This window comes from Leptolyngbya sp. 'hensonii' (genome assembly GCF_001939115.1).
GTDB lineage: Bacteria > Cyanobacteriota > Cyanobacteriia.
Genome location: NZ_MQTZ01000002.1, coordinates 20,312 through 44,785, shown reverse-complemented (window position 1 = coordinate 44,785; position 24,474 = coordinate 20,312). Strand labels below are relative to the sequence as shown.

Here is a 24,474-nt window from a genome sequence, read left to right as displayed (position 1 = left end):
GAGTCCGATTAATCAAGCACGTGGACTTATATCAAACCTTTAAAACTCCGAACCCCATCATTGGAGTCGTTCATCTACTCCCTCTACCTGCATCCCCACGTTGGGGAGGTAGCCTCAAAGCTGTCATCGATCGCGCTGAACAAGAAGCTACTGCTCTGGCTGCGGGCGGGGTAGATGGGATTATCGTTGAGAACTTTTTCGATGCCCCATTCCCTAAGGATCAGGTGGATGCTGCAGTGATCAGTGCCATGACGGTGGTGGTGCAGCGATTGATGAACCTGGTCACGATTCCCGTTGGGATCAATGTCCTGCGAAATGATGCCCATAGCGCCATGGCCATTGCCACCTGTGTTCGGGCCGCATTTATCCGGGTCAACGTTCTGACTGGGGTCATGGCAACCGATCAGGGGCTGATTGAAGGTTGCGCTTACGATCTCCTGCGGTACCGGCGGGAATTGGGCAGCGAGGTCAAAATCCTGGCTGATGTCCTAGTCAAGCATGCCCGTCCCCTGGGCTCCCCTAATCTCACTGTGGCCGTACAGGACACGATCGAGCGCGGTCTGGCCGATGCCATTATTCTGTCTGGATGGGCCACCGGTAGCCCTCCCACCCTGGAAGACCTGGAACTGGCCAGGGCCGCTGCTGGCGGAACGCCTGTCTTCATCGGCAGCGGGGCCAGTTGGGAGAATATCCATACCCTGATCCAGGCCGCCGATGGGGTGATTGTTTCCAGTTCGCTGAAACGCCATGGGCGAATCAATCAGCCGATCGACCCGATTCGAGTCAGCCGATTTGTCGAGGCCACCCGTCGCAGTCTGGCTGAGCCAGCCCGTAAACCGGGTGCACTTCCGGCTGAGCTATCCCCCTGCCCTGAGTAAGTCGTTCTCCCCGATCTCAGGTTAAACTGGAGGCGTCTTGCCCAGACAGAGTATCCCCATCAGATAGCTGAGCTGAGCAGGTATTCTCTGATAATTTAGCCAAATCGGGAAATTAGATAGAAGGTTCTATGGTCAGTCGCCGTCGTTCTACTCCGTGGATCCAACGCTGGTCTCGCCCGATCATTGGGGCGATCGCCACCCTGGGGGCCCTCAACACGGGCTACCTGACCTATGAGAAGTTTGCCGGTGGGACTGCTGGTTGCCCCAGCGGTGGCTGTGATACTGTTCTAGCCAGCGCCTATGCCACTGTCTTGGGCCAACCTCTGGCCCTATTTGGCTTACTGGCTTATATCGCCATGGGAACAATGGCGATCGGGCCGTTGCTGATCAACCCAGATACCCAGAAAGACCTGCGCCGTAAACTGGAGGATCTGACCTGGTTAGGTCTGTTCATGGGCAGTGCGGCTATGGCCGTCTTCAGTGGGTATTTGATGTACATTCTCGCCACCCAACTGAAAGCATTCTGTCCCTATTGCATTGCCTCGGCTCTGTTTGCTGGGAGCCTGTTCCTTCTGTCATTACTGGGACGGGCCTGGGAAGATGGGGGACAACTTTTCTTTATTGGAATTATTGTGGCGGTTGTCACCTTGACGGGCACTCTGGGGATTTACTCAGGCATCAATAAAGCCCCTCAATCCGCTGGTAATTCTGGACCGCCGATCGTCGCCACTTCTGGATCAGCGGAAATTGCTCTAGCCGAATACCTGACCCAGTCAGGAGCTAAGTTCTACGGGGCTTACTGGTGTCCCCACTGCCATGACCAGAAAGAACTGTTTGGCAGTCAGGCCGTGACCAAACTTCCCTATATTGAGTGTGCGCCAGAAGGGAAAAGCTCTCAGACTGATGTGTGTAGAGCCCAGGGGGAAAATTTGAAGTATTTCCCCACCTGGGAAATTAAGGGTAAGTTCTACTCCGGTACCAAATCCCTGGAAGAGCTCTCTAAACTGTCTGGCTATGATGGTCCTCGTAACTTCCAGAACACCTTACCTGGCCCCTAAGCGATTACCCATTCTCCTTTCCTATGTGGCAGAACCTCGTTGTCCAGTCAGAGCCACAACCGTTTGCACACAATTTGATTAAAGTGCAACTCTTGCTTCTGGGTGGATATCAGTACACAATTCATCTGCGATCGGATGATCCCCTGCTGCGAAAGTTGCAAGATGTTCTAATGCTGCACTCTCAGGGGCAAACCCGTGGAGCCTGTGGCATTTTCCAAATTCCCCTGGAAGGCGGCATCGCTTCCCTCTGTTTTCCCGGAGAACATCTGGTGGGGATCGTGACTGAGCCGCCATTTAAAATGAAGGTTCCTGGGGAATTAGATGCCTCTTCACCCCTCAGCACGACGAGCCCCCTGTCGCCAGAAGTATTGATTTCAGAGTACTGGCAAATTGATAATTTTCTGACTCGGGATGAGCACAAACGCCTTCTGAGCTATGTGCTGGAACAGGAGGCTAATTTCGTCCCCACCTCCACCTCTACGGATGAAGCTGATTACCGCAAATCGGTTGTCCTCTATGCTTTCCCTGAATTTGAAGACTTAATCCGCAGACGAATTCAGGCCATTATGCCGGATATCCTGCGGAAGTTGAAAATTACTCCCTTTCCCATTTCCCAGGTGGAAGCCCAGTTAACAGCCCACAACGATGGCAATTACTATCGGGAGCACAATGATAACGGTAGTCCTGATACAGCGCTGCGAGAACTGACCTACGTCTACTACTTCTACCGGGAACCCAAGTCCTTCTCAGGCGGGGAACTTCGCATCTACGATAGCCAGATTGACAATGATATGTATGTTCCAGCAGAATCTTACCGGGATGTAGACCCTCGCAACAACAGTATTGTCTTTTTCCTGAGCCGTTACTCCCATGAAGTATTGAAAGTCAACTGCCCTTCTCAACAATTTGCAGACAGCCGATTTACGATTAATGGTTGGGTCTGGCGATAATAACCGAATCGGGAAACCGCTCTTGCAAGGCAGTTAATGCCGGACAGGGTTGTTTTTCCTCCAGGTTATCCAGGTTACTCCAGGTAAAGGGAGCCCGTCGATCGGCTGCCATCCAGAGCAACCGCTTCGCCCTAGTCATGGCCACATAAAGCAAGCGGTATTCCTCGGCAGTTTTCAACTGTTGTGCCCGTTCCCAGGCACTACCAACATCCGGTAACGGAAACTGATTGTGCAGTCCAGCCCGAATCTGGGCTCTGGCCACTTCAGCCAGGGTAAAGTTGCCCAGAAACTGGGCCTGTAGGGGAACTCGCAAACTACCAGGGATTAACTGTGCATGCAGAAAGGGCAGGAACACATAATCCCAATCCAGCCCTTTCGCTTTATGCATCGTAATGATGGTCAGTTGTCCGGGGCGAACATAGCGGGACTCCGGATCCTCTGTTTCCACGGGCTCAAATCGTTCCGAACCAACAATTTCCCGCAGAATGGTCAGAATTGAGCCCATGGCTGGCGCATACCTTTGGGGCTGTTCTTCCCGCAAGACCTGACGGGCAACCCTTTCGGCCAGCTTATCAGCGGTCGCCAGTTCGGACTGATCATAGGTTAAGGTCAGAGAGAGAAAGGGAATCAACTGGTAGTAAGGTAATTCCAATCGCGCCCGCAAGAGCCCAGTGCAGTAACGACGGGCCTGCCGCACAGCATCTGCCTGGGGCGGATCTAAGGGGCCAGGGTACAGGAAGCGTTCGGGCAGGGCTGCGATCGCATTCAGATCTTGCGTCGGGATCAACTGCCGGTTAACCAGCACGGCCAGCGCCCCTTTCAAATATTCTGACGAATGGGGTCGGTCCATAAACTGCAAGAGAGCCAGAATCTCTGCGGGAACCTTGGAGTAGCGCTCCCGGCGACTGACATCATAAACCTGGATGCCCTGCGCCTCCAGATAGCCCAGGGCCTCAGCCAGAAACCGCCCCTGTCTGTTTTCCCGCACCAAAATTGCTGCCCGCCCCTCTGGGTGGTCAGCAAACAGTTCTATCACCCGTGACCCAATCCATGCGGCAGTGTGATCAATATCCTCAGGTAGACAAAGTTCCAGTCCCCGCCCCGCTGGTTGCGGGTTCGCATCCGCTTGAGGATCATCCCCTGCCACCGGGTGAATGGTCTGCAAGCGAAAAGGCAAGTCAGTCGGAGCCTGTAATCGGCCCATTTCCCGGATTTTGTGGTTCACCCACTCCAGAATAAAATTGGCCGCCTCCATAATTCTGGGGCTACTGCGGCCAGCCCGGTCCATGACGACCAGTCGGCCCTCGCGGCTGCAACGATCGCAAAACTGGCGAAAATAGACTGGATCGGCTGGCGTGAAGGTGGAGTTAATCGCCTGATTGGGATCACCAACCCGGACCAGATTGGGTCGATCGGCCCCTCCAGTCCCAGCGGCCAAAATTTCCAACAGTTCAGTTTGCAGCGGTGTAGAGTCCTGAGCCTCATCCTCAAACACAGCAAACACCTGATCCTGCCACAGTTGACGGGCTGTCTCGTCCTGCAGAACCCGTCTGGCCCCCAGAATCATATCATCGTAGTCAATCCAACCCCGGATACGCAGCAGATCTTGATATCGGTCATAGAGACCAGCCGCGATCGCCAGCACGCCGTAATCATCCGCAATGGCATCCCTGTCGGCACTGGTTTGTAGTTCCCTCAGATCAGCGGGGAGATAGCCCGAACTCTTGGCCTCATGGATCACCGTCTGAGCCAAGTCAGGTAACACTTCAGTTCGCAAGACCGATTGACGGCGCAGCCGCTCGGTTTCCTCCCCATCAAATTGCAACCCCTCTAGCAGGCGTTGATAGGGCTGAGGATTTTCGGCAATCCATTGTTCCACACAGGTCCGAATCAGGTGATGATTCTGGTTTGGCGTCACCAGCGTCAACCGATCCAGGCTCATCCCTGACAGATTAGGATGGCGCGTGGCAATATTCAACGCCAGACCATGCAGGGTATGAACTGTAAATGCATTCAGGACCGGGGATTTGTTCTGCAGATAAGCCCGAACCTTGGCCCTGATATTGGCTGCCGCCGATCGGGTAAAGGTCACGATCATGAGCTGCCGCCGATTGTGAAGCTGATGGCGGACGATCGCGATCGCGGCAGCAGCAGCCATCCCTGTAGATTTTCCAGACCCCGGTACCGCAGACACAGCTAGAGGCCCTGACTGCCAGTCTGTCATTTCTTGCTGGCCTGACCTCAGACTGTTACGAATCGTCTGCAGATCTTGCTCAGAAATCATTTTACCTTGCCAACTTGAGACGAGACTTCTGTCAGGAATTGGCTCACCACCACAATCAGGGGAAACATAATCCCGGCAGAACCGACCCATCCCCCCACTTGCCCCACCAAAATGGACAGTCCTTTATCGGTGCGGTTAGCATGACGCTCACTGACTGTGCTGATGAACTGAGAACTGGCTGCGATCAAAAGCATGCCCCCGATTCCCAGAGGCAGGCTGATCAAAAACCAGTTTTGGAGTTTCTCCAGGTTTTGAATCAGCCGCAGAACTGGAAAAATCACAAAACCGGTTAGCTCCATCATCAACCAGATTTTGAAGGAGGCGATGAGGTCTTTTTTCGTGAGATTCTCAAAGGGGGAGTTATTCATGGTGGGTGACCTGGGGGAATAAACGTCCGTCCGACTTCTAGTAACAATCGCAACTGTGAATTGACTTCATCATGCCCTAAGCATTTCAGCGGTGTCCGGCAGGTAGGGACGATCGCGATTCAGTTGGTCACAACTATACTGCCATGTGCCCCCAATTGGCATGATTCCGGGGACAGGAAGAGTAGGGGCAGACTGCCCCTATCTGGCCAGATAGTCTCTGGAGGGGCTTCCCCCCCTCGATCGGGATTCTGGCCGAAATCACGATCGTCCTAGAGGTATGGTATAGTTGTAAAGCACATCGGGGCGTAGCGCAGCTTGGTAGCGCACTACTTTGGGGTAGTAGGGGTCGTGGGTTCGAATCCCGCCGCTCCGATTTGGATTTTAGGACCGGGTAAGACTTTTAGAGTCCTACCCGGTTTTTGAGTTGTCGTGATGTCAATTAAGAAGCAGAAGCATTGGATTCTAATGCCTCAATCCTTCAAGTATGGATAGACTGGTGCCCAGACGAAAAACCTGGGTCTTAGGAATGAGAATTAAATAACACCGATAAACTCCTGATTGCCCTCACCCCCCTGCCCCCTCTCCCGCTGGGAGAGGGGGAGGGGTTGGGGGTTGGGGGTGAGGGCTGAAAATTTCGGAGTTATTAAATCCACGATCCTTAATATCGGCCCCGATCTCGTTCCAGATCAAAAATAGCTTTCTCGTATACCCACTCAATGGATTTTTGCGGATGACGTTCCCGCACTAAGAGCAATAAGCGGCGGGCCGCTTCTTCATGGCCGACCATTGTCACCAGTTTTCGATGCAGTTGAGCATGCCGATTACTCGAGAAGCGAGGTTTGGAGGGAGATCGTTTTGCTGGCATTCGGGGGTTGGATAACCCTGGCCCACCGAGTTGCTGTTTTTGAACTTCATAAACAATAACGATCAGGAGGAAGAAAATGGCAATTACAGCAACCCCTAAGAGTATTATTGTGTTCATTGTGACTGGTGGGGCACGAGGACAGGTCTTTAAAGGGTTATTATCCCAACAATTCTATTTTAAAATGCCTCAGAGCTATGCTCTGTGAAGCCCAGATGAAAGTTATTGAATCCGATTAATCTTGTTTTTTGAATTTGCTTCATCAAGCCAAAATTTTGTTCTAACTATGAACAAACTCGTAGCATTAGTAGTGCCTTGAAAGACAGCAGGAATACTACTCCATAATTTGCACCATCTTGATGATGTTTAACTCAACGATCGACCCATGCTGCTTTCCCTAAACTCCCATGCTTTCCAGATGGGCTTTATGGGGTATGGCAGTCTTAGGTCCAGATCTGTAGAGGTTTTGCTCAGACTTCGGTGTATTATGAGGAACGTTACAGGTAAAAGATCAGGATTCCATGATTTTAAGGAGCCCTGGGCCGTCAATGATTTTTCGATACAGCAAAACGCTGAGTCATTAAGACGCTGAGAAGAAGATTTCCAGGGTTTGCTCAGTCTGGAATTTCACCCCAGAAACTCTGGACACCCCTTTATAGTAGCGATCGGGGGAATGCCCTGCTTCAGCAGGCTATCCCTGGCTATTTGGCCAATCGTCGATCCTCGGCAACACAGTTGATCCTCAGCCATTGCACCATTACGCAATATTGACACTGGAGACTATAGATATGGGCACAGCTACGTTTATTCAAGATGAAGCTGAACTGGATTCCCTTCTGGGCAATGAATCTCTGTTGGTTGTAGATTGCACCGCAACATGGTGTGGTCCCTGCAAACTTGTGGCCCCCTTGATGGATCGACTGGCAGAGGAGTATGGCGATCAGGTCAAAGTTTTCAAACTCGATCTGGACAGTAACAAACCTGTGGCCAAACGATTTGGAATTAGAAGTATTCCGGCTGTCATGTTTTTTAAGCAGGGTGAGCTGATGGAAACCCTGATCGGGGTCAAGCCCTACGAGGAATTTAGCAGTGCCTTACAACGCCATTTGCCCTGAGATCTTCCCTGAGATATTTGCAAGGGCTCTGGCGGTTAAGACTACAACGAGCTGAACAAAACCGAACCACGAATGCACCAGGTTGATCAATCCCCGTCATAGTGCTCTGGATTCCCGGTAAGATGGGACTGACCTAATCGAAACACAATCCAAGGCTACAGCTATGTCACTGGAGGAGGTTTTGGAACGCGCCAATCAAGGCGACCCCCAGGCGATCGCATCTGTTATTAGCGAATCCACCCTGGCCCATGGTGTAATAGTCCGGGTGGCCCGTCAGGGAGAAGCCCTTTATGTGCTGCTGGAATCTGGCCAACCCCCGGATCAGAATCTGATGGTGGCACTGGTTTCCCAGGGTCTGCTCCGACTCCATACGTTCTCTGTCCAAGCGGTCCGAATTTACTGGAGACGCCTGGGAGAGAAAGTGGCTGACTGGAATCGAGAAGTGAAACAAGAGGAACTGGCCCATTATGCTGCCACAGTAGAGGCTGAACCTTTGGGTGAAAGGGTAGACGATGCTGAATTTCTGCTGATGACAGATCCTGGAGAGCCAGCCGTTGAGTCTGACCCGATCCCGCTTGTGGATTCATCTGTAACCTTGCCCCTGGGGGAGGAACTGCCTGGGAGTGAGGCAGGGGAGGCTGATCTGAACCTGTCTGAGTCAGAGGAACTGATGGCAGATCCCCCGATCGCGCTCAATGTTCTTGACTCGGAAGTGGTAGCAGAGTCCCCCCAGGATCTCCCTGCCCCTGATCTGGAAATCGCTCTTGAGCAGACCTCACAACGGGGTCAGCCGGAAGATGAGATTCTGGCTGATTTGGTTGACGCTGAACCGGCATTCAGTCTGGAGGAGGGGTTGGAAGCACCCAGCCTGGACTGTGATCAGCCAGAATTAAGCCTGGAAAATGCATTGGAAACCTCTGATCTGGATGTTGATGAACCAGAATTAAGCCTGGAAGACGTGCTGGAAGCCTCTGATCTGGATGTTGATGAACCAGAATTAAGCCTGGAAGACGTGCTGGAAGCCTCTGATCTGAGTGTTGATGAACCAGAATTAAGCCTGGAAGACGTGCTGGAAGCCTCTGATCTGGATGTTGATGAACCAGAATTAAGCCTGGAAGACGTGCTGGAAGCCTCTGATCTGAGTGTTGATGAACCGGGGTTAAGCCTGGAAGATGCGCTGGAGGAGGGGTTGGAAGCACCCAGCCTGGACTTTGATCAGCCGGAGATCAGCCTGGCCAATGCCTTGGTGGATACCCTGGAACAACCCGGTTTCGATGTTTATGAACCAGAGTGCAGTCCAGAGGACAGCCTCATGGATGCGCTGGAAGAGCCGGAACTGGATGTTTATGAACCAGAGCGATCGAACTCAGCCCCGGATTCGTGGGATACGGAGATGGCTTCCCCCAGCCTCAACCTGGACGATCGTCTAGCCGATTTCCTGGGGTCTGCTGAGCTAAGCATTGACAGCTCAGAAATCCTTCCGGAGGATGGCTTCACGGAAACTCTGGAACAACCGGCCCTGAATCTCGATCGGTGGGAGAGTGACCTGCTTGCAGAGCCGGAACTCATCCCCCAGGCAGGTGATGATGCTTCTGAGGCGATGGCCATTCCTCCTGGAGCGGAAATTGCCGCCATTCCAGAGATTCAGGAGCCTGTTACTTCTCTTGCCACTGTGCCTGAGGCTCCAGCCATTCCCCGGGAAGTCCAGGTTGTGGATGCAGAATCAGAAGAGAATGCCCTGACGGCGGGACATCCTTCAGGCTCCAGTGTGCGTGAGGTTTTACGCAAACCTGAGTCTTTGCTGATGCTGGTTATGGCGGTGTTCCTGATCTTCTGGCAGGCTTATTTGGAGATTCTGGCTGAGGTGGACAATGCCGATGCCGGATCCCTCTCTGGTAGAACCCTGGCCCGCAGGTTAAAGGTTAATTCCAGTACGGTTAGTCGCCGTAAAGAACGGGAAGACTTTGGGGAGTGGAGTCGTTCGCTCGATCCAGATGGGATTGCCTGGATCTGTCGTCCAGATGGCCGATTTGTTCCCCGATGAACGTCTTGCCCCTGCGGTTAGGTCCTCACCAGGACCTGCGTCAGAGTCTGAGGGAGTTCACCCAGGCCCATCAGATCCAGGCTGGTTTTATCCTGACTGCTGTGGGTAGCCTGCGGCAGGCAACGCTCCGGCTAGCCAACCAACGTGAGCCCCAGGTCTTCCAGGGCAAATTTGAGATTGTTTCTCTGGTTGGAACCCTTTCCATCCACGGATTGCATCTGCACCTATCTCTGGCCGATGAAACGGGAGCCACCATTGGGGGGCATCTCCAGGAGGGTTGCCCCATCTACACAACAGCAGAAATTGTCATTGGTAGCACGCCAGACTATATTTTCCTGCGACAGCCTGACGAACAGACTGGGTTCCGGGAATTGTACATTCAACCTGCCCCCGATCGATTGCCATAATCCGGTCAGAGCCTGTGTGGGATCCCCCCCTATTCCAGCCCAGCCAGAACTTCCTGCAACTTTTGGCGAAACTCTCCCTTCGGGTGCCCGCCTTTTACCTCACCTAAAATCTTAAATTCCCCTTCCGGTTCATCACAGAGGATGTAGGTGGGCCAGCCCATTTCAGCCTTATCGGGATATTGAGTCAGAAGAATCTTGCGATACTGTCGATAGGTAGCAGTATCCTGCATCTTGACACTGACAAAGCGTAATCCCAATTCCTCAGTTACTTTCTCGTCGTAAAAAGACATTTTGTGGCAAATTCCACAATCTTCTGAAGAAAATTTGATGACAGCGCGATTCATGGATTTCTCTCCAGGAAATATTATCCCCATGATCGGATTCATGGTCTTAGATTCTTAATGTAGCGCCTGGAGGAACCATTACAAAAAAAATTCCGACTCAAGTTTTTGAGCCGGAAAATTAATCAGGGTGCATCTACCACTACACTTTTCAGCTTGGGGGATGCCCATCCGGAAGGTTTGTTCCCAATCTGCCATAAGTTTTCCGGTGTAACTTTTTAGCCGGATTTACGTCTTAAGAGGGGAGTGGAATCACCTCCCTTTGATTTGAAGTGAAGACAACTACTTGCTAGCCGGACTGTAAGATTTCATCTACGCTGTTGGTGAGGAGAACTCAGCCAACGAGGGGTCTGACCAGTCAGGTGTATCTCCAGGAGAAGGTTTGTGAAGCAGGAATTCCATATTTCTGTAATTCCGGTAGCAGCACAGGAGTATCTAGTGCAAGCCGAGCTGTCTTCAGGTAATGGCTCGGTTGTAGTTGAGCAACTCACCTGGCCTGTTACAGATTGGCTGCAACAGTTAGCTGCAACACCACCAGAACGCATGGGTCAGATCCTGTGCGAGGCCCTTTTTCAAGGAGCGATCCTGACCCAATGGCTTCCCTTGCAACAACAGGTCTGGCAACAGCAGGCATCCCTGGAACTTCAGATAGAACTGGCCGATGAAGCGTTGCTGTATCTTCCCTGGGAAAACATCAGTTCCTATCTCCGATCGCAATACCCCGGCTTCAAGGTGACGGTGCTGCATTCTTACAAAGAAGATTGGCAACCATCACCAGCAGATCAGCCCTACCCGACTGAAGCAGACTTAGATTATGAGGAAGATGCAGCGATCGTAGCTGATCTGTTCCGTCAACTGGCCCAACCCACTGCCGATGCCCCCCCTCCCCTCCCCCTGATCGATCGGGAGGATATGCCCCCCTCTWCAACTGGGGTACCGCCGCTTCCAGGCAGTGGACTATCCCATCCCGCTTCCTTTGTAGAATTTATGCTGACCTGGCAAAGGTCCAATCTCCTTAGTTTTTGGATTTTTGCTGGGATACTTCTGACCACGATCTTGGGTTGTCTGACCTTATTCCTGGCACCAGAACGGCACTTTTCCGTGAAGTCGTCGCCTCCTGACATCTCCTCCATCCCGCAACTCTCTATGCCAGAGGTGACACCGGTCAAATATCCCGCTTCGTCTGACCTGAAAAAAGCAGATGTGCCGACTGTGACGGCTGTGGCCATCAGAAATTTTCAAAGGCAGAATTTGCAAGCGGGCCAGAAAGCGGTTGAGGTATTGCTAGACCGCAAAGCCCTGCGGCAGGCTGACAAGGCCCTGAAAGCAGTCACTCCAACCCAGGCCCAAGCACCAGAAATTAATTTTCTCAAGGGCCGACTGGTCTGGCAGTCTATCCATCAGGGAGATCAGACCTATACCCTCGAACAGGCCCAGCGCTACTGGGAGGCTGCCATCCAGCAACGTCCTAATGCAGCCAGCTACTACAATGCCCTGGGTTTTGTATACTATGCCCAGGGAAAACTGTCTCAGGCCGATCGGGCCTGGTTCAGGGCACTGTACCTGTTGCAGGAGAACCAGACTCAGCCCCAGCAGCTTCCCCCTAAACCCCACCTAGTGGCTCAGCGGTCTACCGATATGGCTGTGGCCTATGCTGGTTTAACCCTGGTTCTGGTGAAGTCTGCCCAGGGCCAATCCGCAACCCAGCAGAGCAGTCTGCTCAATCGAGCCCAGCAGCTTTATCAGCAGGCAATAGCAGAAAATGGGGCCAGTTTTACCCCGGAGCAACTCCAGAAAAACTGGCTGTGGTATCCCCAGGCCATCTCAGACTGGCGATCACTCTCCCAGTTGTTTTAATCTTCCGATCGCAGTTGGTGAATATGGTCTTCCCAGTTTGCGCCATCAAAAGGGGTGACCTGAAAGCTGGAGAGCACATTGCCATCCAGACAGCGGACATTGACATCCCAGCCATCAGGGTGGGAGCGGGGGCGGTAGAAAGCATGAATCCCGCACACCCTGCAAAAGAGATGTTTTGCCGTGCCGGTATTGAACCTGTAGGAGGTAAGCTGCTCCTCTCCCTGGAGGAGCGTGAACTGCTCCGCCGGGACAATGAGATGGAGAAATCCTTTCTTCCTGCAGATAGAACAATTACAGTCTGTGGCTTCATGGCGATCGACCAGAACGCGAAAGCGCACCGCACCGCAATGACATCCTCCGGTATAGCGGACCAACTCTACCATCCTATCTCCTCTGCGATCGTCGCCATCGCTTAAGCTGCACCTGTAGGGCCATGCCCAGGAAAACTCCCCCGATCGCCAGAGCCAGATAGGTTAAGTCACTGAGTTCCATCGGCCTGTTCCCTTGGGTGCAGATTGCGCTGATTCAAAAACTTTAACTGCTGGTATAGCACAGCAATTTTAGGAAGCTCGGTTCCTGCTGCCTGAACCCTGCTCAGAGGATAGCCAAACATCATGTCTATTTCCAGGGGGTGGTGTCGATCATAATCCAGCTTCATGCTGGTGTGGTAAGGCTTCATTTTGGCGGTATGGTCCAGCATTTGCTGAATGAACCCCTGCGAGATGACGCGGCCCTCCGATAGGGCTCCCGCAGCCACCTCCTGCATCAGTTGCTCTGCCAACAGGCGGGTGTCTGGATCCGCCATCAATTCATCGGTGCGGGCATTTAGAATCACTGACAACCCATTGAACGGAATATTCCAGACCAGTTTCTGCCAGCGGGCCAGGAGTAAATCCTCCGCCAGTTTCATGGGAATACCTGCCCGCTCAAAGTCCTCGGCAATTTGCCTCATCCGCTGGCTGATGCCGACAGGGCTGTAGTCGGGACCATATTCCCCCAGTTTGATCTCGCTGTAGTCCAGATGGCGAATATGGCCGGGGCCAACCTTATTGGAACAGAGGAAGCAAAGACCGCCGATCACCCGATCTGCTCCCACGATGCGGGCTACCGCTGGCTCTATGCCTAACCCATTCTGCAAGACCAAAACCACCCCCTCCGGCTGAACGATCGAAGGTAACAGGTCTGGGAGCAGATGGTTTTGGGTCGTTTTCAGGGCTACCACAACCACATCACAGGGGGGCAATTTGCTAACGTCTGAATAGGCATGGACGATCGGCAAGGTAAAGTCCCCATCCGGAGATTCGATCACCAGGCCCCGCTGGGCCACATGGTCATAATCTCGATGCAGGAGAAAATGGACTTCTGCCCCTGCTTTCTGCAAACGAGCCCCATAGAAGCCTCCTAGGGCTCCTGTGCCCAGAATGGCATAACGCCGGTCAGACTTGAGTTCAAAAGGCATATTTGATTATTGGGATCATCCCAATAAGACACTTTCAGTTAAGACAGGTATCATAGAAAGCATTGATTCATTAAGAATTGTCAATGATTGTTTCTTCGTCAGCTCTGAATCGGCTCAAGGAATCTCTCAGTCAAAAGACTTTCTTCGGCCATGAGCTGAATACTGAGCTGATAGCAATTCTACTGGTCTACTTTGTGCAGGGGATCCTGGGGCTGTCCCGCCTGGCGGTCAGCTTTTTCCTGAAAGATGAACTCAGTCTTGGACCTGCCCAGGTTTCGGCCCTGTTTGGGATTGTTGCCCTCCCCTGGATGGTTAAGCCTCTGTTCGGCTTTATTTCAGATGGGCTGCCGATTCTAGGCTACCGCCGCCGCCCCTACCTGATCCTGTCAGGCTTGCTGGGGGCAATGTCCTGGGTGGCTCTGGCAACGATCGTCCATACTGCCTGGGCTGCCACCCTGGCGATTTCCCTCAGTTCCCTTTCGGTCGCTGTCAGCGATGTGATTGTCGATTCTCTGGTAGTCGAACGAGCCCGGAAGGAGTCGGTCAGTGACGCCGGGTCTTTGCAATCCCTCTGCTGGGGAGCCTCGGCTGCGGGCAGCCTGATTACGGCTTATTTCAGTGGTCTCCTGCTGGAGCACTTCAGTACCCGGACTGTATTTGGAATTACGGCGTCCTTTCCCCTGATTGTGTCTCTAGTGGCCTGGTTGATTGTCGAAACCAGGTTGGAGCATCGTCCAGATTGGTCTGCCGTAACCCATCAATTCAAACAGTTGCGACAGGCACTGACACAGAAATCGATCTGGATGCCCACTGTTTTTCTTTTCCTCTGGCAAGCAACCCCCACAGCAGATTCAGCTTTTTTCTTTTTCACTACCAATGAATTGGGCTTCGAACCCGAATTTTTGGGTCGAGTACGGTTGGTGACTAGCATTGCTTCTTTGCTGGGGATTTGGATGTTTCAGCGATTCTTTCGGGCCGTTTCCTTCCGCAAAGTTTTTGGCTGGTCTATGGTGGTTTCTGCGGTTCTGGGCATGTCAATGCTGCTCCTGGTCACCCATACGAATCGTACCCTGGGCATCGACGATCGCTGGTTTAGTTTGGGGGATAGCCTGATTCTGACCGTGATGGGCCAGATTGCCTACATGCCGGTGCTGGTGCTGGCGGCCCGCCTCTGTCCCCCAGGGGTGGAAGCTACCCTGTTTGCCCTGCTGATGTCGGTGAACAACCTGGCCGGACTGGTTTCCTATGAACTGGGTGCAGTGATGATGCACTGGTTTGGCATCAATGAGCACAACTTCAATGCCCTCTGGCTCCTGGTGGTGATTACAAACCTCAGTACCCTGCTGCCCCTTCCCTTGCTGGGCTGGCTCCCTGCGGCTGGGGCAGAGCAATCCGAGGACGGATTGCCCCAGGGTGAACATCAGCTTCCAGTCTTACAACCCGTCCTGGAGCTTGATCTGTCCAGTCCCAAGCATCTGGGACAACCTTTTTTACCTGACTTAATGCCCGAACTGGTGTCCCAACCCGTGCTCAGAGAACGCCTGGAAGAGTCGGTAGAATGACCCTGAGTTGGCCCTTGATTCCGGCCACGCTCAAACCCACCCCGGCCCTGCGGGCCCACCCCTCCTGGGAGGGGAGAGGATGTCAAATTTAGAACTACTCAATCCTTTATGCCAAACAGTCAATTGCTGTCAGACAAATCATCTTCATCCTTCGATTATCAGGATTGGGAAAAGGGATATCGGTCCCAGCCTCAGGAGTTTGACTACTGGATTGATCAGATCGAGGGAGAGATTCCGCCAGAGTTGCAGGGGACACTGTTCCGCAATGGTCCCGGTCTACTGGATGTGAAGGGGCAGCGAATCCACCATCCTTTTGACGGGGATGGTCTGATTTGCAGGATTGCCTTTACCCAGGGAAAAGCCCATTTCCGCAATCGCTTCGTTCGCACGGAGGGGTTCCTGGCCGAACAGGCGGCAGGGAAGATTCTGTATCGAGGAGTATTTGGCACTCAGAAGCCAGGAGGCTGGCTGGCCAATGCTTTTGACTTCAAACTGAAGCATATTGCCAATACCAATGTGCTTTACTGGGGCCGTAAACTCCTGGCTCTCTGGGAAGCGGCGGCTCCTTATCGGCTCGACCCCAGAACTCTGGACACCCTGGGGCAGGACTATTTTGATGGAGTCTTGCAGCGTGGCACGGCTTTTTCCGCCCATCCCCGCATCGATCCCAACTGTGTGTGGGATCAGGGGGCTCCCCATCTGGTCAATTTTTCAACTCGCCCTGGTCGTTCTACGACAATCACGATCTATGAGTTGGATCAAAGCGGCACGATCGTGCAGCAGCATGACCATGCTGTCCCCGGTTTTGCCTTCATGCACGACTTTGCCATTACCCCCAACTACTGCATCTTTTTCCAAAATCCGATGCGATTTAATCCTCTGCCTTTTGCACTGGGGCTGCGGGCTGCTGGGGAATGCATGACCTTCCAGGCTGATCGGCCCACCCGCATGCTTCTGATTCCCCGCCATGCAGGGGCCGGGGCTTCGATGCGGATTCTGGAAACGAAGGCCGGATTTGTCTTCCACCATGCCAATGCCTTTGAGCAGGGGCACCAGGTGGTGGTCGATTCCATCTGTTATGCCTCTTTCCCGGCCCTGGAACCCCAGGCAGACTACCGACAGACAGATTTCACGGCTTTACCGGAAGGGCAACTCTGGCGTTTTACCCTGGACCCGACCAGAGGGACAGTCCAGCAGGAACTTCTGGAAAGTCGCTGCTGTGAGTTTCCGACCATTCATCCCGATCGGGTGGGCCGTCCCTATCGCTATGTTTTCACGGGAGCGGCCCATCAACCCCAGGGCAATGCTCCCCTGCAGGCCATCCTGAAACTGGACCTGGAAACGGGAGTCCGACAGGTATGGAGCATGGCTCCTCGGGGATTTGCTGGTGAGCCCCTGTTTGTCCCCCGACCCCATAGCACCGCTGAAGACGATGGTTGGGTCTTTTCCCTGATGTACAATGCGGCCCACAATCGCTCTGAGCTGGTGATCCTGGATGGTCGTGATTTGGAACTGGGACCGATCGCCCGCTTGCGCTTAAAACATCACATTCCCTACGGATTACATGGCAGCTTTACCCCCCAGTACTTTGGACCCGATGTGAATGTAACAGAAAATTAAAAATCAGGTCTTTCTTCAGGATGTGAGCAACGCTACACTCTATATATCTATAAATATTTCGTATTTTTACGGTAGCCTGCAGCTTACATATCTGCAATCCAGGGTTTTCTGCCATGAATGGACTTGATGACAGTCTTCCAATCCGCAAGACCGGTGATGCTATTCTGATTAAAAAATTTGTTGAAGGAGAAACAACCCTTCTATCTAACCAGAGCTTGCGTGTGGAAGCCAATTTTGACGCGGTCCAGTTAATTGCCAAAAAAGAGGGGATTGTGGCCACGATTAAGCGATCGGAGAAAATTCCGGTGGCTACCGTGCGGCGTCAATCTAGCTATACTGACCTGCTGCATGCAACGTTCCTAAAAGGTCAGTATGTTCCCGTTAACTTTAATAGCAAAGAAAGCTTCATTACCTATCAGAAGCCTGAGATTCCAGAAGGCTATCAGGTTCGTTTTGCCGAAGCCCGCATCCTCTGGAAAGAATGGTGGGTACGCAGACGGAAGTACAGCACCCAAAGTATTCAGGTTGAATTGCTCGTCCTGGCTCGGGAGAAGTGGTATCCGATTCGGGATATTGTTTCTACGGAGGGCGTGATCTTTGTGACTACCCTGCTGGGAGAAACAATTCTCCAGGGGAGTGATTTTATTGCCTGGCTAGATCTCGCACCACAACAGCCTCAGCCCCAGGGCTACTCCCCTACGACGGAAAAACGGCTCCCCGAAACCGATCTGAGCAGCAGACCTGCCACTGAACCCTCCCGCATCGCCCGGCCCTCTGCACCAGGTCGTGTGATAGCTAGTAAGCTGCAGCCTCAAACTCCTCTGGCGTCCTACCGACCACCCTCTGGACCTGTGGCCCCTGCTGAGCAGCCCTTTCATTCACTGCCCCCGACAGAGCCGATCCCTCCTGCAGCCAGCCCCCCGGTAGGGGTAGCAAAGGCCGTGGAACTGGGGCGAGTACCAGCGGCAACGGATGCTGCTGCTGGCCCTGGCGAACCCACTAGTTCCGTTGGCGTGGCTGAATTTGCCGCCATCAGCTCAGTTCTGAAATTTGCTCAGGGCCGTCTGTACGTCCGTACCGCGATCGGGGACATCGTGATTGAAGGCGCAGATTTACAATTCTGGCTCACCCATTTGGAGAACTGGAATACCCAGGAGTAAGCTTCCTGGGAAGCCATCAGCCCAAGGATTTTGGGTTTTGCCTCCTCTTAGCGAGACGCATCAAACTGAGCCAAACGGACAAATTTGGTCTGGACCCAGCCCCGATCGGCCAGTTGCAGCCAATCCCTGGAGAAGTTGCCACTGGTTTGAACTACCATGCCATTCACTAGAACTTTGACGATCGGATAATCCATGCCGGGACCCGATCGCACGTTTAAGGGATGACCGGGGGTGGAAACCAGCACCAGGCTCCCTGCTGGTAGGCTACTGACAATAGGAGAAGAAGGGCTGGGTGAAGGGCTGGGTGAAGGGCTGGGTGAAGGACTGGGTGAGGGACCGAGATCAGGCGTGGTGTAAGTGGAAGCGATCCATCCCCCCTGTGCCAACCTGATCCAGCCATTATTCAATTCACCGGTTGTGGCCACCACCGTTCCGCTAGGGAGCTGGCCAACCCTGTTATAAACGGTTCCTGGACCATCACGAACAATCAACGCATCGCCATTGGTGACCACTTTGACATAGCGAGACACGGTGCCCGGACTTGATGGTGTGGGATTAACAGGGATCAATTCTGAGTCGCTACCTTCTCCCCCAGCAACGTAGCGATCGGCTACCCAACCTCCCCGGGACAGTTCTACCCAACCGTTGCTGCGGCGACCTGTAACCCCAACACTAGCGCCATTCGGCAGACGCTCTTTAACGGGGTATTGACTACCGGGGCCTGATCGAACATTTAACCGCCCCCCTTCCGTTACCACTTTGACATAGCTCGTTGTAGCACCGCCGCCACTGCCGCCACTGGAGATCCCTAATGCGCTGGCGGTTGCTGGTCCCACAATGCCATCGGCGGTCAGACGACGGGACTGCTGGAATTTCTTCACGGCCAGCTCTGTACTGGTGCCAAAGATGCCGTCTACCTGTACGGAGTAACCATAGATCCGGAGGGCAGTTTGGACCTCTCGCACGGCGGTTCCCCGGTTTCCCCGCTTGATGGCAGCTAAGCCATCCGCAGCAGAACCCAGTAGGAGCAGAATGGCCAGAGTGCCGACCAGTCCCAACCGAACTGAACTCGTTGGCCTGTAAGGCACAGGAATGAGTCGATCGGTTAATGTTGAGTTTTCGTGAGTCAAGTAAGTATAAATGAGTGCCAGGTTTTCCATGTGCCGACTTTCCGTGTGCTGACTTAGGTGTGTGGGTAGACCGCGAACCGGGGAACACAACCAACTTGCAGGACAGCACTTAATATCATGCAACTGCACCCGCTTGCTTGAGTATTATCCCCCTTGTTTCCGATTCAGGGACTAGGGCAAATACCAATCATTTATTAAATTTTCGTTTCTCAATCATTAAAATCTGTCCTCTCCCTGGGGTTTTTGAGCCAGGAGTTCGGTGACCTTCTGCTTAATCTGGGCATGTCGGGCAACTCCCTCGTAAGCGAAACGATTGTAGCCATTACGCTGGATTAACTCTTCTAGGTAGGCAACCCGTTCTGTGGTAATTGGGTGAGTTGAGATCCAGCTGAAAGGGAAAGATTTCTCGTTTCGGCTCAGGGTCACCATGAGATTACGCAAGCCATCAGCGGCGTAACCGGTTGCTGTCAGTATCCGGGTTCCCAAAATATCGGCTTGCCGTTCCATGGAACGACTGTAGTCCAACACAAAGAGCTGGGCTGCGATGCCGCCCAAGGGAATGAATTGGGTTACATTCTCGAACAGGGTTCCTTCCACCACCAGTTGGAACCCGTGGGAGAGGACGGCATGGGAAATTTCATGAGCCAACAAGCCAGCGATCTCTGCTTCGGACCCGGTGTCTTGGATGGCTCCGGCATTGATAAATATTTTTCCTCCTGGTAAAGCAAAGGCATTCAACCGCTTGTCCAGAATGACGTTGAACTCATACTGAAAATCATTGCGGCCAGCCAAGGTGGACAATTTTTGCCCCAGTTCCCGGACATAGGCGACAACCTCCAGATCGGTCACCATATCCAGTTGTTGTTTGGCCGCCTCGGATACGGAACGCCCCACCTCGGATTCCCCCTGTAACAGCAGGATGGTAGTCTGTAGGGCTGAGAAAGGTCCAAAGAGGCTGCCCGTCAGGGCATAGCCCAGAGCCCCCGTCAGCACATTCGCAATCACATTGCCCGTTAGTTTTTCGTTGGTGGCGACCTTAAACTGTTCTAGGTATTGATCGGCCAACCGAGCCAATTCTGGAGCGGCTGGGTCCTGGGGATATAGGATGGCAAATTGGCGAGCTGCGATCGAGGCTTCCATCCACTGCTCCGCCTCACCCAGAGCCGTGACTCTGGCTCGAATCAGGTCCGCCTGCTCTGGATACAGGGTGGCCACCCGCTCTAGCAAATCCAGAGCGGTCTGAGATTGGCCATGGGTCTGTAACTGTTGGGTATAGAGAATCACTCCCGGAATGAATTGGGGATATTGCTCCGTCAGTAACTTCAGGGGTACCAGGATGCGGGTTTCTAAATTTTTTTCCAGACCAGCCTGGGCCTCTCGCCAGTAAACTTTGCCAGCCGGAGGTAGTAAGGCTGGATCATTGAAAGCAGGCGGATAGGGTTTGATGGTTTCCCCAGACTTAAACGGGGCTTTCACCTCCCGATAGAGGGTGGCAGCGGCATCATACTGTCCCCCCAGGTAGAGCTGATCTGCCTGTAACATCGTCTGGAAGCGTTTCACCTGTTCGGGGTCGGGAACTGGTGTAGCAGCCTCTGCTGCCGGAGGGACCGAGTCCGGTTTTGGGGTGGGGGGAGGGGACTGGCCTGACTCCATCTTGGGAGAACTAGCCTGGGCCTGAGGTATCGGACGTTGTTCCAGGGCTTCTGGCCCAAAGGGTGGGAGCGGAATTTCTGTGACAAACTTTGGTGGTGCCGAAGCCCCAATCGTTTGAAGGGGCTGAAACAGGACGATCGAGACCAACGCTAATACCGCCAGTCCAATGGGCAAAATTCTGCGGTAAGCAAAATGTAAGGGGGGCCAGACAAATCTCATACCAGGCAAAGTCTCCCAATCTCAGGGAATGATCTGGTGGTCTTTGAATAGGTGAAAACGCTTATGGGAGCAGACTGCATTTCTCTAATTCGGGTTCCATCCCGCTTACTCCGGATGACGGAAGGTCTCTTTACCATAGTGAAGTAGTGACTACTTCGATTTTGAGTTTCTGTGTAGGAGCCCCTATGCTGTCCTGGTTAAGATTTGGTCTGTTTGTTGTGAGCAGGAATGTGCGCTGGATGACCTGGAACCTGTTCCTGGCTTTTGTGCCTCTGGGCCTCAGTTTCTGGTTGTTTCGCCCAGGCCGATCGCGCTCCCTGCTCTGGTGGATTGGGCTGATCACCTTTGTGGCATTTCTTCCCAATGCCCCCTATGTGCTGACCGATATTATTCATCTAATCAACGATATCCGCCGAGGCTACTCTGTCTGGACGATTACCCTATTGTTGATCCCTCAGTATCTATTGTTTATGATGGCTGGCATGGAGGCCTATGTCTTGTCCCTGATTAATCTGGGCTCCTACCTGAAACGGCAGGGCTGGGGAAAGTTTGTGATTTGGGCAGAACTGGCTCTGCATATCCTGAGCGCGATCGGGATTTACCTGGGCCGTTTCCTGCGCTACAACAGTTGGGATATTGTGACCCGCCTGGATACCCTGGCTACTACAGTGATAGATGATCTGGTGGCCAAACGCCCTGCCTTCGTGATGTTCATCACGCTGGTGGTGATTACCTCCCTGTACTGGCTCATGAAACAAATGACACTGGCGATCGGTGCCTACTGGCATGGTATTCAGGCGAATAAAACCTCCCATCCATCCCCCCTGTAAACCAAGTTTGAGAAGTATCAACGGAAAACGGTTTTTTCTGTGGGATGGCCAGATGATCAGGTACACTGATCAGCCATTGGGCTGAAAAGGTGCAATTTTTGTGAAATCATCTCCCGCACCGAAAATTTTGGTCGTCCTGAACGGCAAGGGAGGAGTCGGTAAGACAACAACAGCCATTAATCTGGCAGCAACTCTGGCTGAGGATCATCGGGTGTTGCTAGTGGATGCGGATCCTCAGGGGTCAGCCAGTTGGTGGGTTGGCAGAAGTGACGTGGGTATGGGGTTTGAACTCACCCAGGAAACGGAACCCCGATTGCTGTGTAATCTGCGTCAGTTGACCGGATATGAGCTTATTGTGGTGGATACGCCACCAGCTCTGGGCTCTGAAACATTGACTACCGTTGTCTCTGTCGCAGATTATCTGCTCCTCCCCACTCCGCCTGCTCCTATGGATCTGACGGTTTTAATTGAGACAGTCAAGCAGGCGGTGATGCCAACCAAGGTTGCCCACCGGGTGTTGCTGACGCGGGTTGATCCGCGCAGTTTGGGGGAAGCTTTGGAGGCCCAAAATACATTGATGGAGTTGGGAATTCCAGCTTGTAATGCGTTTGTGCGAGCTTATAAAGCCCATGAGCGAGCAGCTCTGGATGGCCAGCCCATCATTCGATGGCGCGGCAAAAATGCCCGCGAAGCAGAGGCAGACTACCGTCGGGTAGTGGATGAAATTCAGCGAGATTGGAGGACATGATGGTTAGAAAACGCCTGGGAGATCTGCTCCGGGAAGAGGCTCAAAAGTCTCTGGAAGCGGAACCGGTTGAGTTACCTGAGGCTAGTCCGGCAATTCCGGAGGGAGCAGAAGCCGAGCAGAGTCCTGCACCTCCTGATGAAGGGGTCAAACTCGCAGCGCTGCAAGCAACGTTGCTTCAGCTTCAGGAACGGGAGGCAACCTTGCAACAGGAGGTCGCCGCCGTTCGATCTCAGCTCAAGGCTCAGTCTATGCTGGAAACCCAGCTTGCCGATCTGCAAGCTGCGGTACAGCAAGCTCAGAAGAGGGAGGAATCATTGCAGCAGGAGTTGACGGCAGCCCGATCGCAACTACAGGCTCAAACGGCCCTGACTCAGAAATTACAGGCTGATCTGGATAAGGCTGGACAGGCTATTTTGAGCCTGACCGAGCAAAGTAAGGCCAGGTCAGCCGAACAAAGTCAAGCCAAGTCCATGTCAGTTGCGCTGGCTCCTCCAGTCAGATCGCCCATGCCCCATGCCTTTTCTCGTCCGATCGGGCCAGCTCGATCAAGTAACTCAAAGTTGGATGTAGGCTGGGCAGACTAATACCTGAGGTTTAAGCTCGACCTTAGGGATTTGGAGCAACAGTCCACTACCCCCTGCAAAAGCTATTGTTGCGAACAATAGCTTGACAACAAAAGGGGATGAGATTGAATCTGGTTCATCTCACCCCCAGGAAATTTTGGTTTTGCTCGATCCCAAGAGATTTGCACAGGCTAGATCGCCGTTAACCTGCCAGGTAAAACAACGCATCAAACAAATCAACCGACGCATTGGAGGAGTGATCTGATAACAGCTTGGTGCGTTTTGCAACTTGTAGAACTTTTTGAGATGCCGGTTGAATTTTTGACTTCATCGTAAGCTTAACTCGAACCGCTAGAGGGCTGTCCCAATCGGCTCTACAGCATCACCATCGAAAGCCAAGCTGATAAAAGACAGACGTTATCTCTAGTTTTGATCGGATAAAGAGATAGTCAGAGAGAGGCGCTGCTGCTTCATCACCTGAACTTCCTGGAGGAGGGCTTCAGCTTCAGCTCTGAGATGCATGAACTCAAGCTGGTGATCTGTTTTGTAGAGAGATTTGGTTAACTCAACCAGCCGATCGCTACGATGGGAGCCATTGTTCACGCTAACACCGACAGTGCTAACTGGACGTTCAGGGGCCAACAATTTACTAGTCATTTTTACTCACTCCTAACACTTCTTCATCCTACATTGAATTACTTCATAAAATGTGTCCCATGTGTCAGTTTTTTGATTGGAGTCTTGGGCTGATGGAGGGCCAAATCCGGGGATCATTAAGTTATGTGCGGGTTTCGCGTTAAGAAATGCATCAGCTTGTTGAGCAATTTTTTTTGTCCGGGCAAGCTGACAACAGTCACCCAAGTTATCCATCGTGCAAATTTATGCATACATTTAACCAGCAGTTGGAAAAGAAAATCCTGGAGGCAGACGGTCAGTATCTGGATGCGAGGGGTCTCGAACCCCTGGAGCGATACCTTCAAACCTATTCCACTCGTCTGGCAACATATCAACAATTACGAGACCTCAGTGACAAATTGGTTTTACAGGCGCTGCGGCATCTGGCCCAGACCTATCCGGAGTTAATCCAGAGCCATGGTCAGCGGTGTAAGTATGACATGACTGAGGTTCTGCGCTACGTTGCCCTGTCAATCTTGCGGGATGATGAGGTTTTCTTCAAAGAGCAGATGATGTCCTGGTTAGACACCATTCTGATGGCGCACAAAAAAACGACTCACTGCACGGCAGCCTATCGCTATTTACAAGATGCCATCAACAGTGCGCTCCCTGCGATTAGCAGTGGTCTTACCCGCTCCTACCTGGAAATGATCATTACAACCCTTGAATCTCACGCCTAATAGGCTGATAA

General features: G+C 52.8%; 23 protein-coding genes and 1 tRNA gene. 15 read left to right on the top strand and 9 right to left on the bottom strand.

All coding sequences use genetic code 11. The features are described from left to right. Nucleotides 1–20 precede the first annotated feature (20 nt). The 3 genes from btpA (at nt 21) to BST81_RS00515 (ending at nt 2,886) form a co-directional block, all read left to right on the top strand. The gene (btpA, locus tag BST81_RS00525; RefSeq protein WP_075596589.1) at nt 21–878 is read left to right on the top strand and encodes a photosystem I biogenesis protein BtpA; all 858 of its coding nucleotides are present in this window, start codon (nt 21–23) and stop codon (nt 876–878) included. 128 nt (nt 879–1,006) lie between these two features. Beyond that, nucleotides 1,007–1,936 (top strand): vitamin K epoxide reductase family protein, encoded by a 930-nt coding sequence (locus tag BST81_RS00520; protein ID WP_075596588.1) that lies wholly within the window; start codon nt 1,007–1,009, stop codon nt 1,934–1,936. An 83-nt stretch (nt 1,937–2,019) separates the two neighbouring features. After that, nucleotides 2,020–2,886: a 2OG-Fe(II) oxygenase gene (locus tag BST81_RS00515; protein WP_253188037.1), complete on the top strand. Its 867-nt coding sequence runs from the start codon at nt 2,020–2,022 to the stop codon at nt 2,884–2,886. Here the strand turns inward: BST81_RS00515 and BST81_RS00510 are convergent. Both BST81_RS00510 and BST81_RS00505 read right to left on the bottom strand, forming a co-directional pair. After that, the gene (locus tag BST81_RS00510) at nt 2,864–5,170 is read right to left on the bottom strand and encodes an ATP-dependent helicase (RefSeq protein ID WP_075596586.1); all 2,307 of its coding nucleotides are present in this window, start codon (nt 5,168–5,170) and stop codon (nt 2,864–2,866) included. The two genes, BST81_RS00515 and BST81_RS00510, sit on opposite strands and share 23 nt — an antisense overlap. Beyond that, a complete protein-coding gene (locus BST81_RS00505) occupies nt 5,167–5,538 on the bottom strand; it encodes a hypothetical protein (RefSeq protein ID WP_075596585.1) in 372 nt (123 codons plus the stop codon). Before BST81_RS00505 ends, BST81_RS00510 begins: the two co-directional genes overlap by 4 nt. A 299-nt stretch (nt 5,539–5,837) precedes the next feature. Here BST81_RS00505 and BST81_RS00500 point away from each other — a divergent pair. Continuing rightward, a tRNA-Pro gene (locus tag BST81_RS00500) sits at nt 5,838–5,911 on the top strand. Nucleotides 5,912–6,196: 285 nt separating this feature from the next. Here the strand turns inward: BST81_RS00500 and BST81_RS27255 are convergent. Then, nucleotides 6,197–6,520 carry a hypothetical protein gene (locus BST81_RS27255; protein ID WP_143780161.1) on the bottom strand — a complete coding sequence of 108 codons (324 nt, stop codon included), beginning with the start codon at nt 6,518–6,520 and terminating at the stop codon, nt 6,197–6,199. A gap of 668 nt (nt 6,521–7,188) precedes the next feature. On the opposite strand from BST81_RS27255, the gene trxA reads away from it, so the two are divergent. The 3 genes from trxA to BST81_RS00480 all read left to right on the top strand — a co-directional run bounded on the left by trxA (nt 7,189) and on the right by BST81_RS00480 (nt 9,966). After that, complete coding sequence (trxA, locus tag BST81_RS00490) at nt 7,189–7,515, top strand: thioredoxin (protein ID WP_075596583.1); 327 nt, start codon at nt 7,189–7,191, stop codon at nt 7,513–7,515. A 163-nt stretch (nt 7,516–7,678) separates the two neighbouring features. Beyond that, nucleotides 7,679–9,559: a hypothetical protein gene (locus BST81_RS00485; protein ID WP_075596582.1), complete on the top strand. Its 1,881-nt coding sequence runs from the start codon at nt 7,679–7,681 to the stop codon at nt 9,557–9,559. Next, a complete protein-coding gene (locus tag BST81_RS00480; RefSeq protein WP_075596581.1) occupies nt 9,556–9,966 on the top strand; it encodes a PPC domain-containing DNA-binding protein in 411 nt (136 codons plus the stop codon). Before BST81_RS00485 ends, BST81_RS00480 begins: the two co-directional genes overlap by 4 nt. Nucleotides 9,967–9,995: 29 nt before the next feature. Here BST81_RS00480 and BST81_RS00475 read toward each other — a convergent pair whose 3' ends face one another. Next, entirely contained in the window at nt 9,996–10,310 is a 315-nt protein-coding gene (locus BST81_RS00475; RefSeq protein ID WP_075596580.1) for a thioredoxin family protein, read from the bottom strand. A gap of 381 nt (nt 10,311–10,691) precedes the next feature. Between BST81_RS00475 and BST81_RS00470 the strand changes: the two genes are divergently transcribed. Beyond that, nucleotides 10,692–12,164, top strand: coding sequence for a hypothetical protein (locus BST81_RS00470; protein WP_075596579.1), 1,473 nt, complete (start codon nt 10,692–10,694; stop codon nt 12,162–12,164). Here the strand turns inward: BST81_RS00470 and BST81_RS00465 are convergent. Beyond that, entirely contained in the window at nt 12,161–12,547 is a 387-nt protein-coding gene (locus BST81_RS00465; RefSeq protein ID WP_075596578.1) for a GFA family protein, read from the bottom strand. The genes BST81_RS00470 and BST81_RS00465 overlap by 4 nt on opposite strands. A 95-nt stretch (nt 12,548–12,642) precedes the next feature. Next, nucleotides 12,643–13,623 (bottom strand): putative 2-dehydropantoate 2-reductase, encoded by a 981-nt coding sequence (locus BST81_RS00460; RefSeq protein WP_075596577.1) that lies wholly within the window; start codon nt 13,621–13,623, stop codon nt 12,643–12,645. An 83-nt stretch (nt 13,624–13,706) separates the two neighbouring features. Here BST81_RS00460 and BST81_RS00455 point away from each other — a divergent pair, with 83 nt between their 5' ends. The 3 genes from BST81_RS00455 (at nt 13,707) to BST81_RS00445 (ending at nt 17,965) form a co-directional block, all read left to right on the top strand. After that, nucleotides 13,707–15,185: a folate/biopterin family MFS transporter gene (locus BST81_RS00455; RefSeq protein ID WP_075596576.1), complete on the top strand. Its 1,479-nt coding sequence runs from the start codon at nt 13,707–13,709 to the stop codon at nt 15,183–15,185. Nucleotides 15,186–15,293: 108 nt separating this feature from the next. Further along, complete coding sequence (locus BST81_RS00450; RefSeq protein WP_075596575.1) at nt 15,294–16,805, top strand: carotenoid oxygenase family protein; 1,512 nt, start codon at nt 15,294–15,296, stop codon at nt 16,803–16,805. Between the two features lie 113 nt (nt 16,806–16,918). Then, nucleotides 16,919–17,965: a hypothetical protein gene (locus BST81_RS00445; protein ID WP_075596574.1), complete on the top strand. Its 1,047-nt coding sequence runs from the start codon at nt 16,919–16,921 to the stop codon at nt 17,963–17,965. Nucleotides 17,966–18,012: 47 nt separating this feature from the next. Here the strand turns inward: BST81_RS00445 and BST81_RS00440 are convergent, their stop codons facing one another. Then, the gene (locus tag BST81_RS00440) at nt 18,013–19,125 is read right to left on the bottom strand and encodes an SH3 domain-containing protein (protein WP_075596573.1); all 1,113 of its coding nucleotides are present in this window, start codon (nt 19,123–19,125) and stop codon (nt 18,013–18,015) included. Nucleotides 19,126–19,311: 186 nt separating this feature from the next. Then, on the bottom strand, nt 19,312–20,967 hold the full coding sequence (locus BST81_RS00435; RefSeq protein WP_075596572.1) for a M48 family metallopeptidase: 1,656 nt from the start codon (nt 20,965–20,967) through the stop codon (nt 19,312–19,314). A 185-nt stretch (nt 20,968–21,152) separates the two neighbouring features. Here BST81_RS00435 and BST81_RS00430 point away from each other — a divergent pair, with 185 nt between their 5' ends. The 3 genes from BST81_RS00430 to BST81_RS00420 all read left to right on the top strand — a co-directional run bounded on the left by BST81_RS00430 (nt 21,153) and on the right by BST81_RS00420 (nt 23,129). Then, nucleotides 21,153–21,797: a DUF1361 domain-containing protein gene (locus tag BST81_RS00430; protein ID WP_075596571.1), complete on the top strand. Its 645-nt coding sequence runs from the start codon at nt 21,153–21,155 to the stop codon at nt 21,795–21,797. 100 nt (nt 21,798–21,897) lie between these two features. Then, nucleotides 21,898–22,545 (top strand): ParA family protein, encoded by a 648-nt coding sequence (locus BST81_RS00425; protein ID WP_075596570.1) that lies wholly within the window; start codon nt 21,898–21,900, stop codon nt 22,543–22,545. Then, a complete protein-coding gene (locus BST81_RS00420) occupies nt 22,542–23,129 on the top strand; it encodes a hypothetical protein (RefSeq protein ID WP_143780159.1) in 588 nt (195 codons plus the stop codon). The genes BST81_RS00425 and BST81_RS00420 overlap by 4 nt, the downstream gene beginning before the upstream one ends. Nucleotides 23,130–23,531: 402 nt before the next feature. On the opposite strand, the gene BST81_RS00415 is transcribed toward BST81_RS00420, so the two are convergent. After that, nucleotides 23,532–23,765: a hypothetical protein gene (locus BST81_RS00415; RefSeq protein WP_075596568.1), complete on the bottom strand. Its 234-nt coding sequence runs from the start codon at nt 23,763–23,765 to the stop codon at nt 23,532–23,534. Nucleotides 23,766–23,989: 224 nt separating this feature from the next. On the opposite strand from BST81_RS00415, the gene BST81_RS00410 reads away from it, so the two are divergent. Then, nucleotides 23,990–24,463, top strand: a complete 474-nt coding sequence (locus tag BST81_RS00410) for a phycobilisome protein (RefSeq protein ID WP_075596567.1) — start codon at nt 23,990–23,992, stop codon at nt 24,461–24,463. The last annotated feature ends 11 nt before the right edge of the window (nt 24,464–24,474 follow it).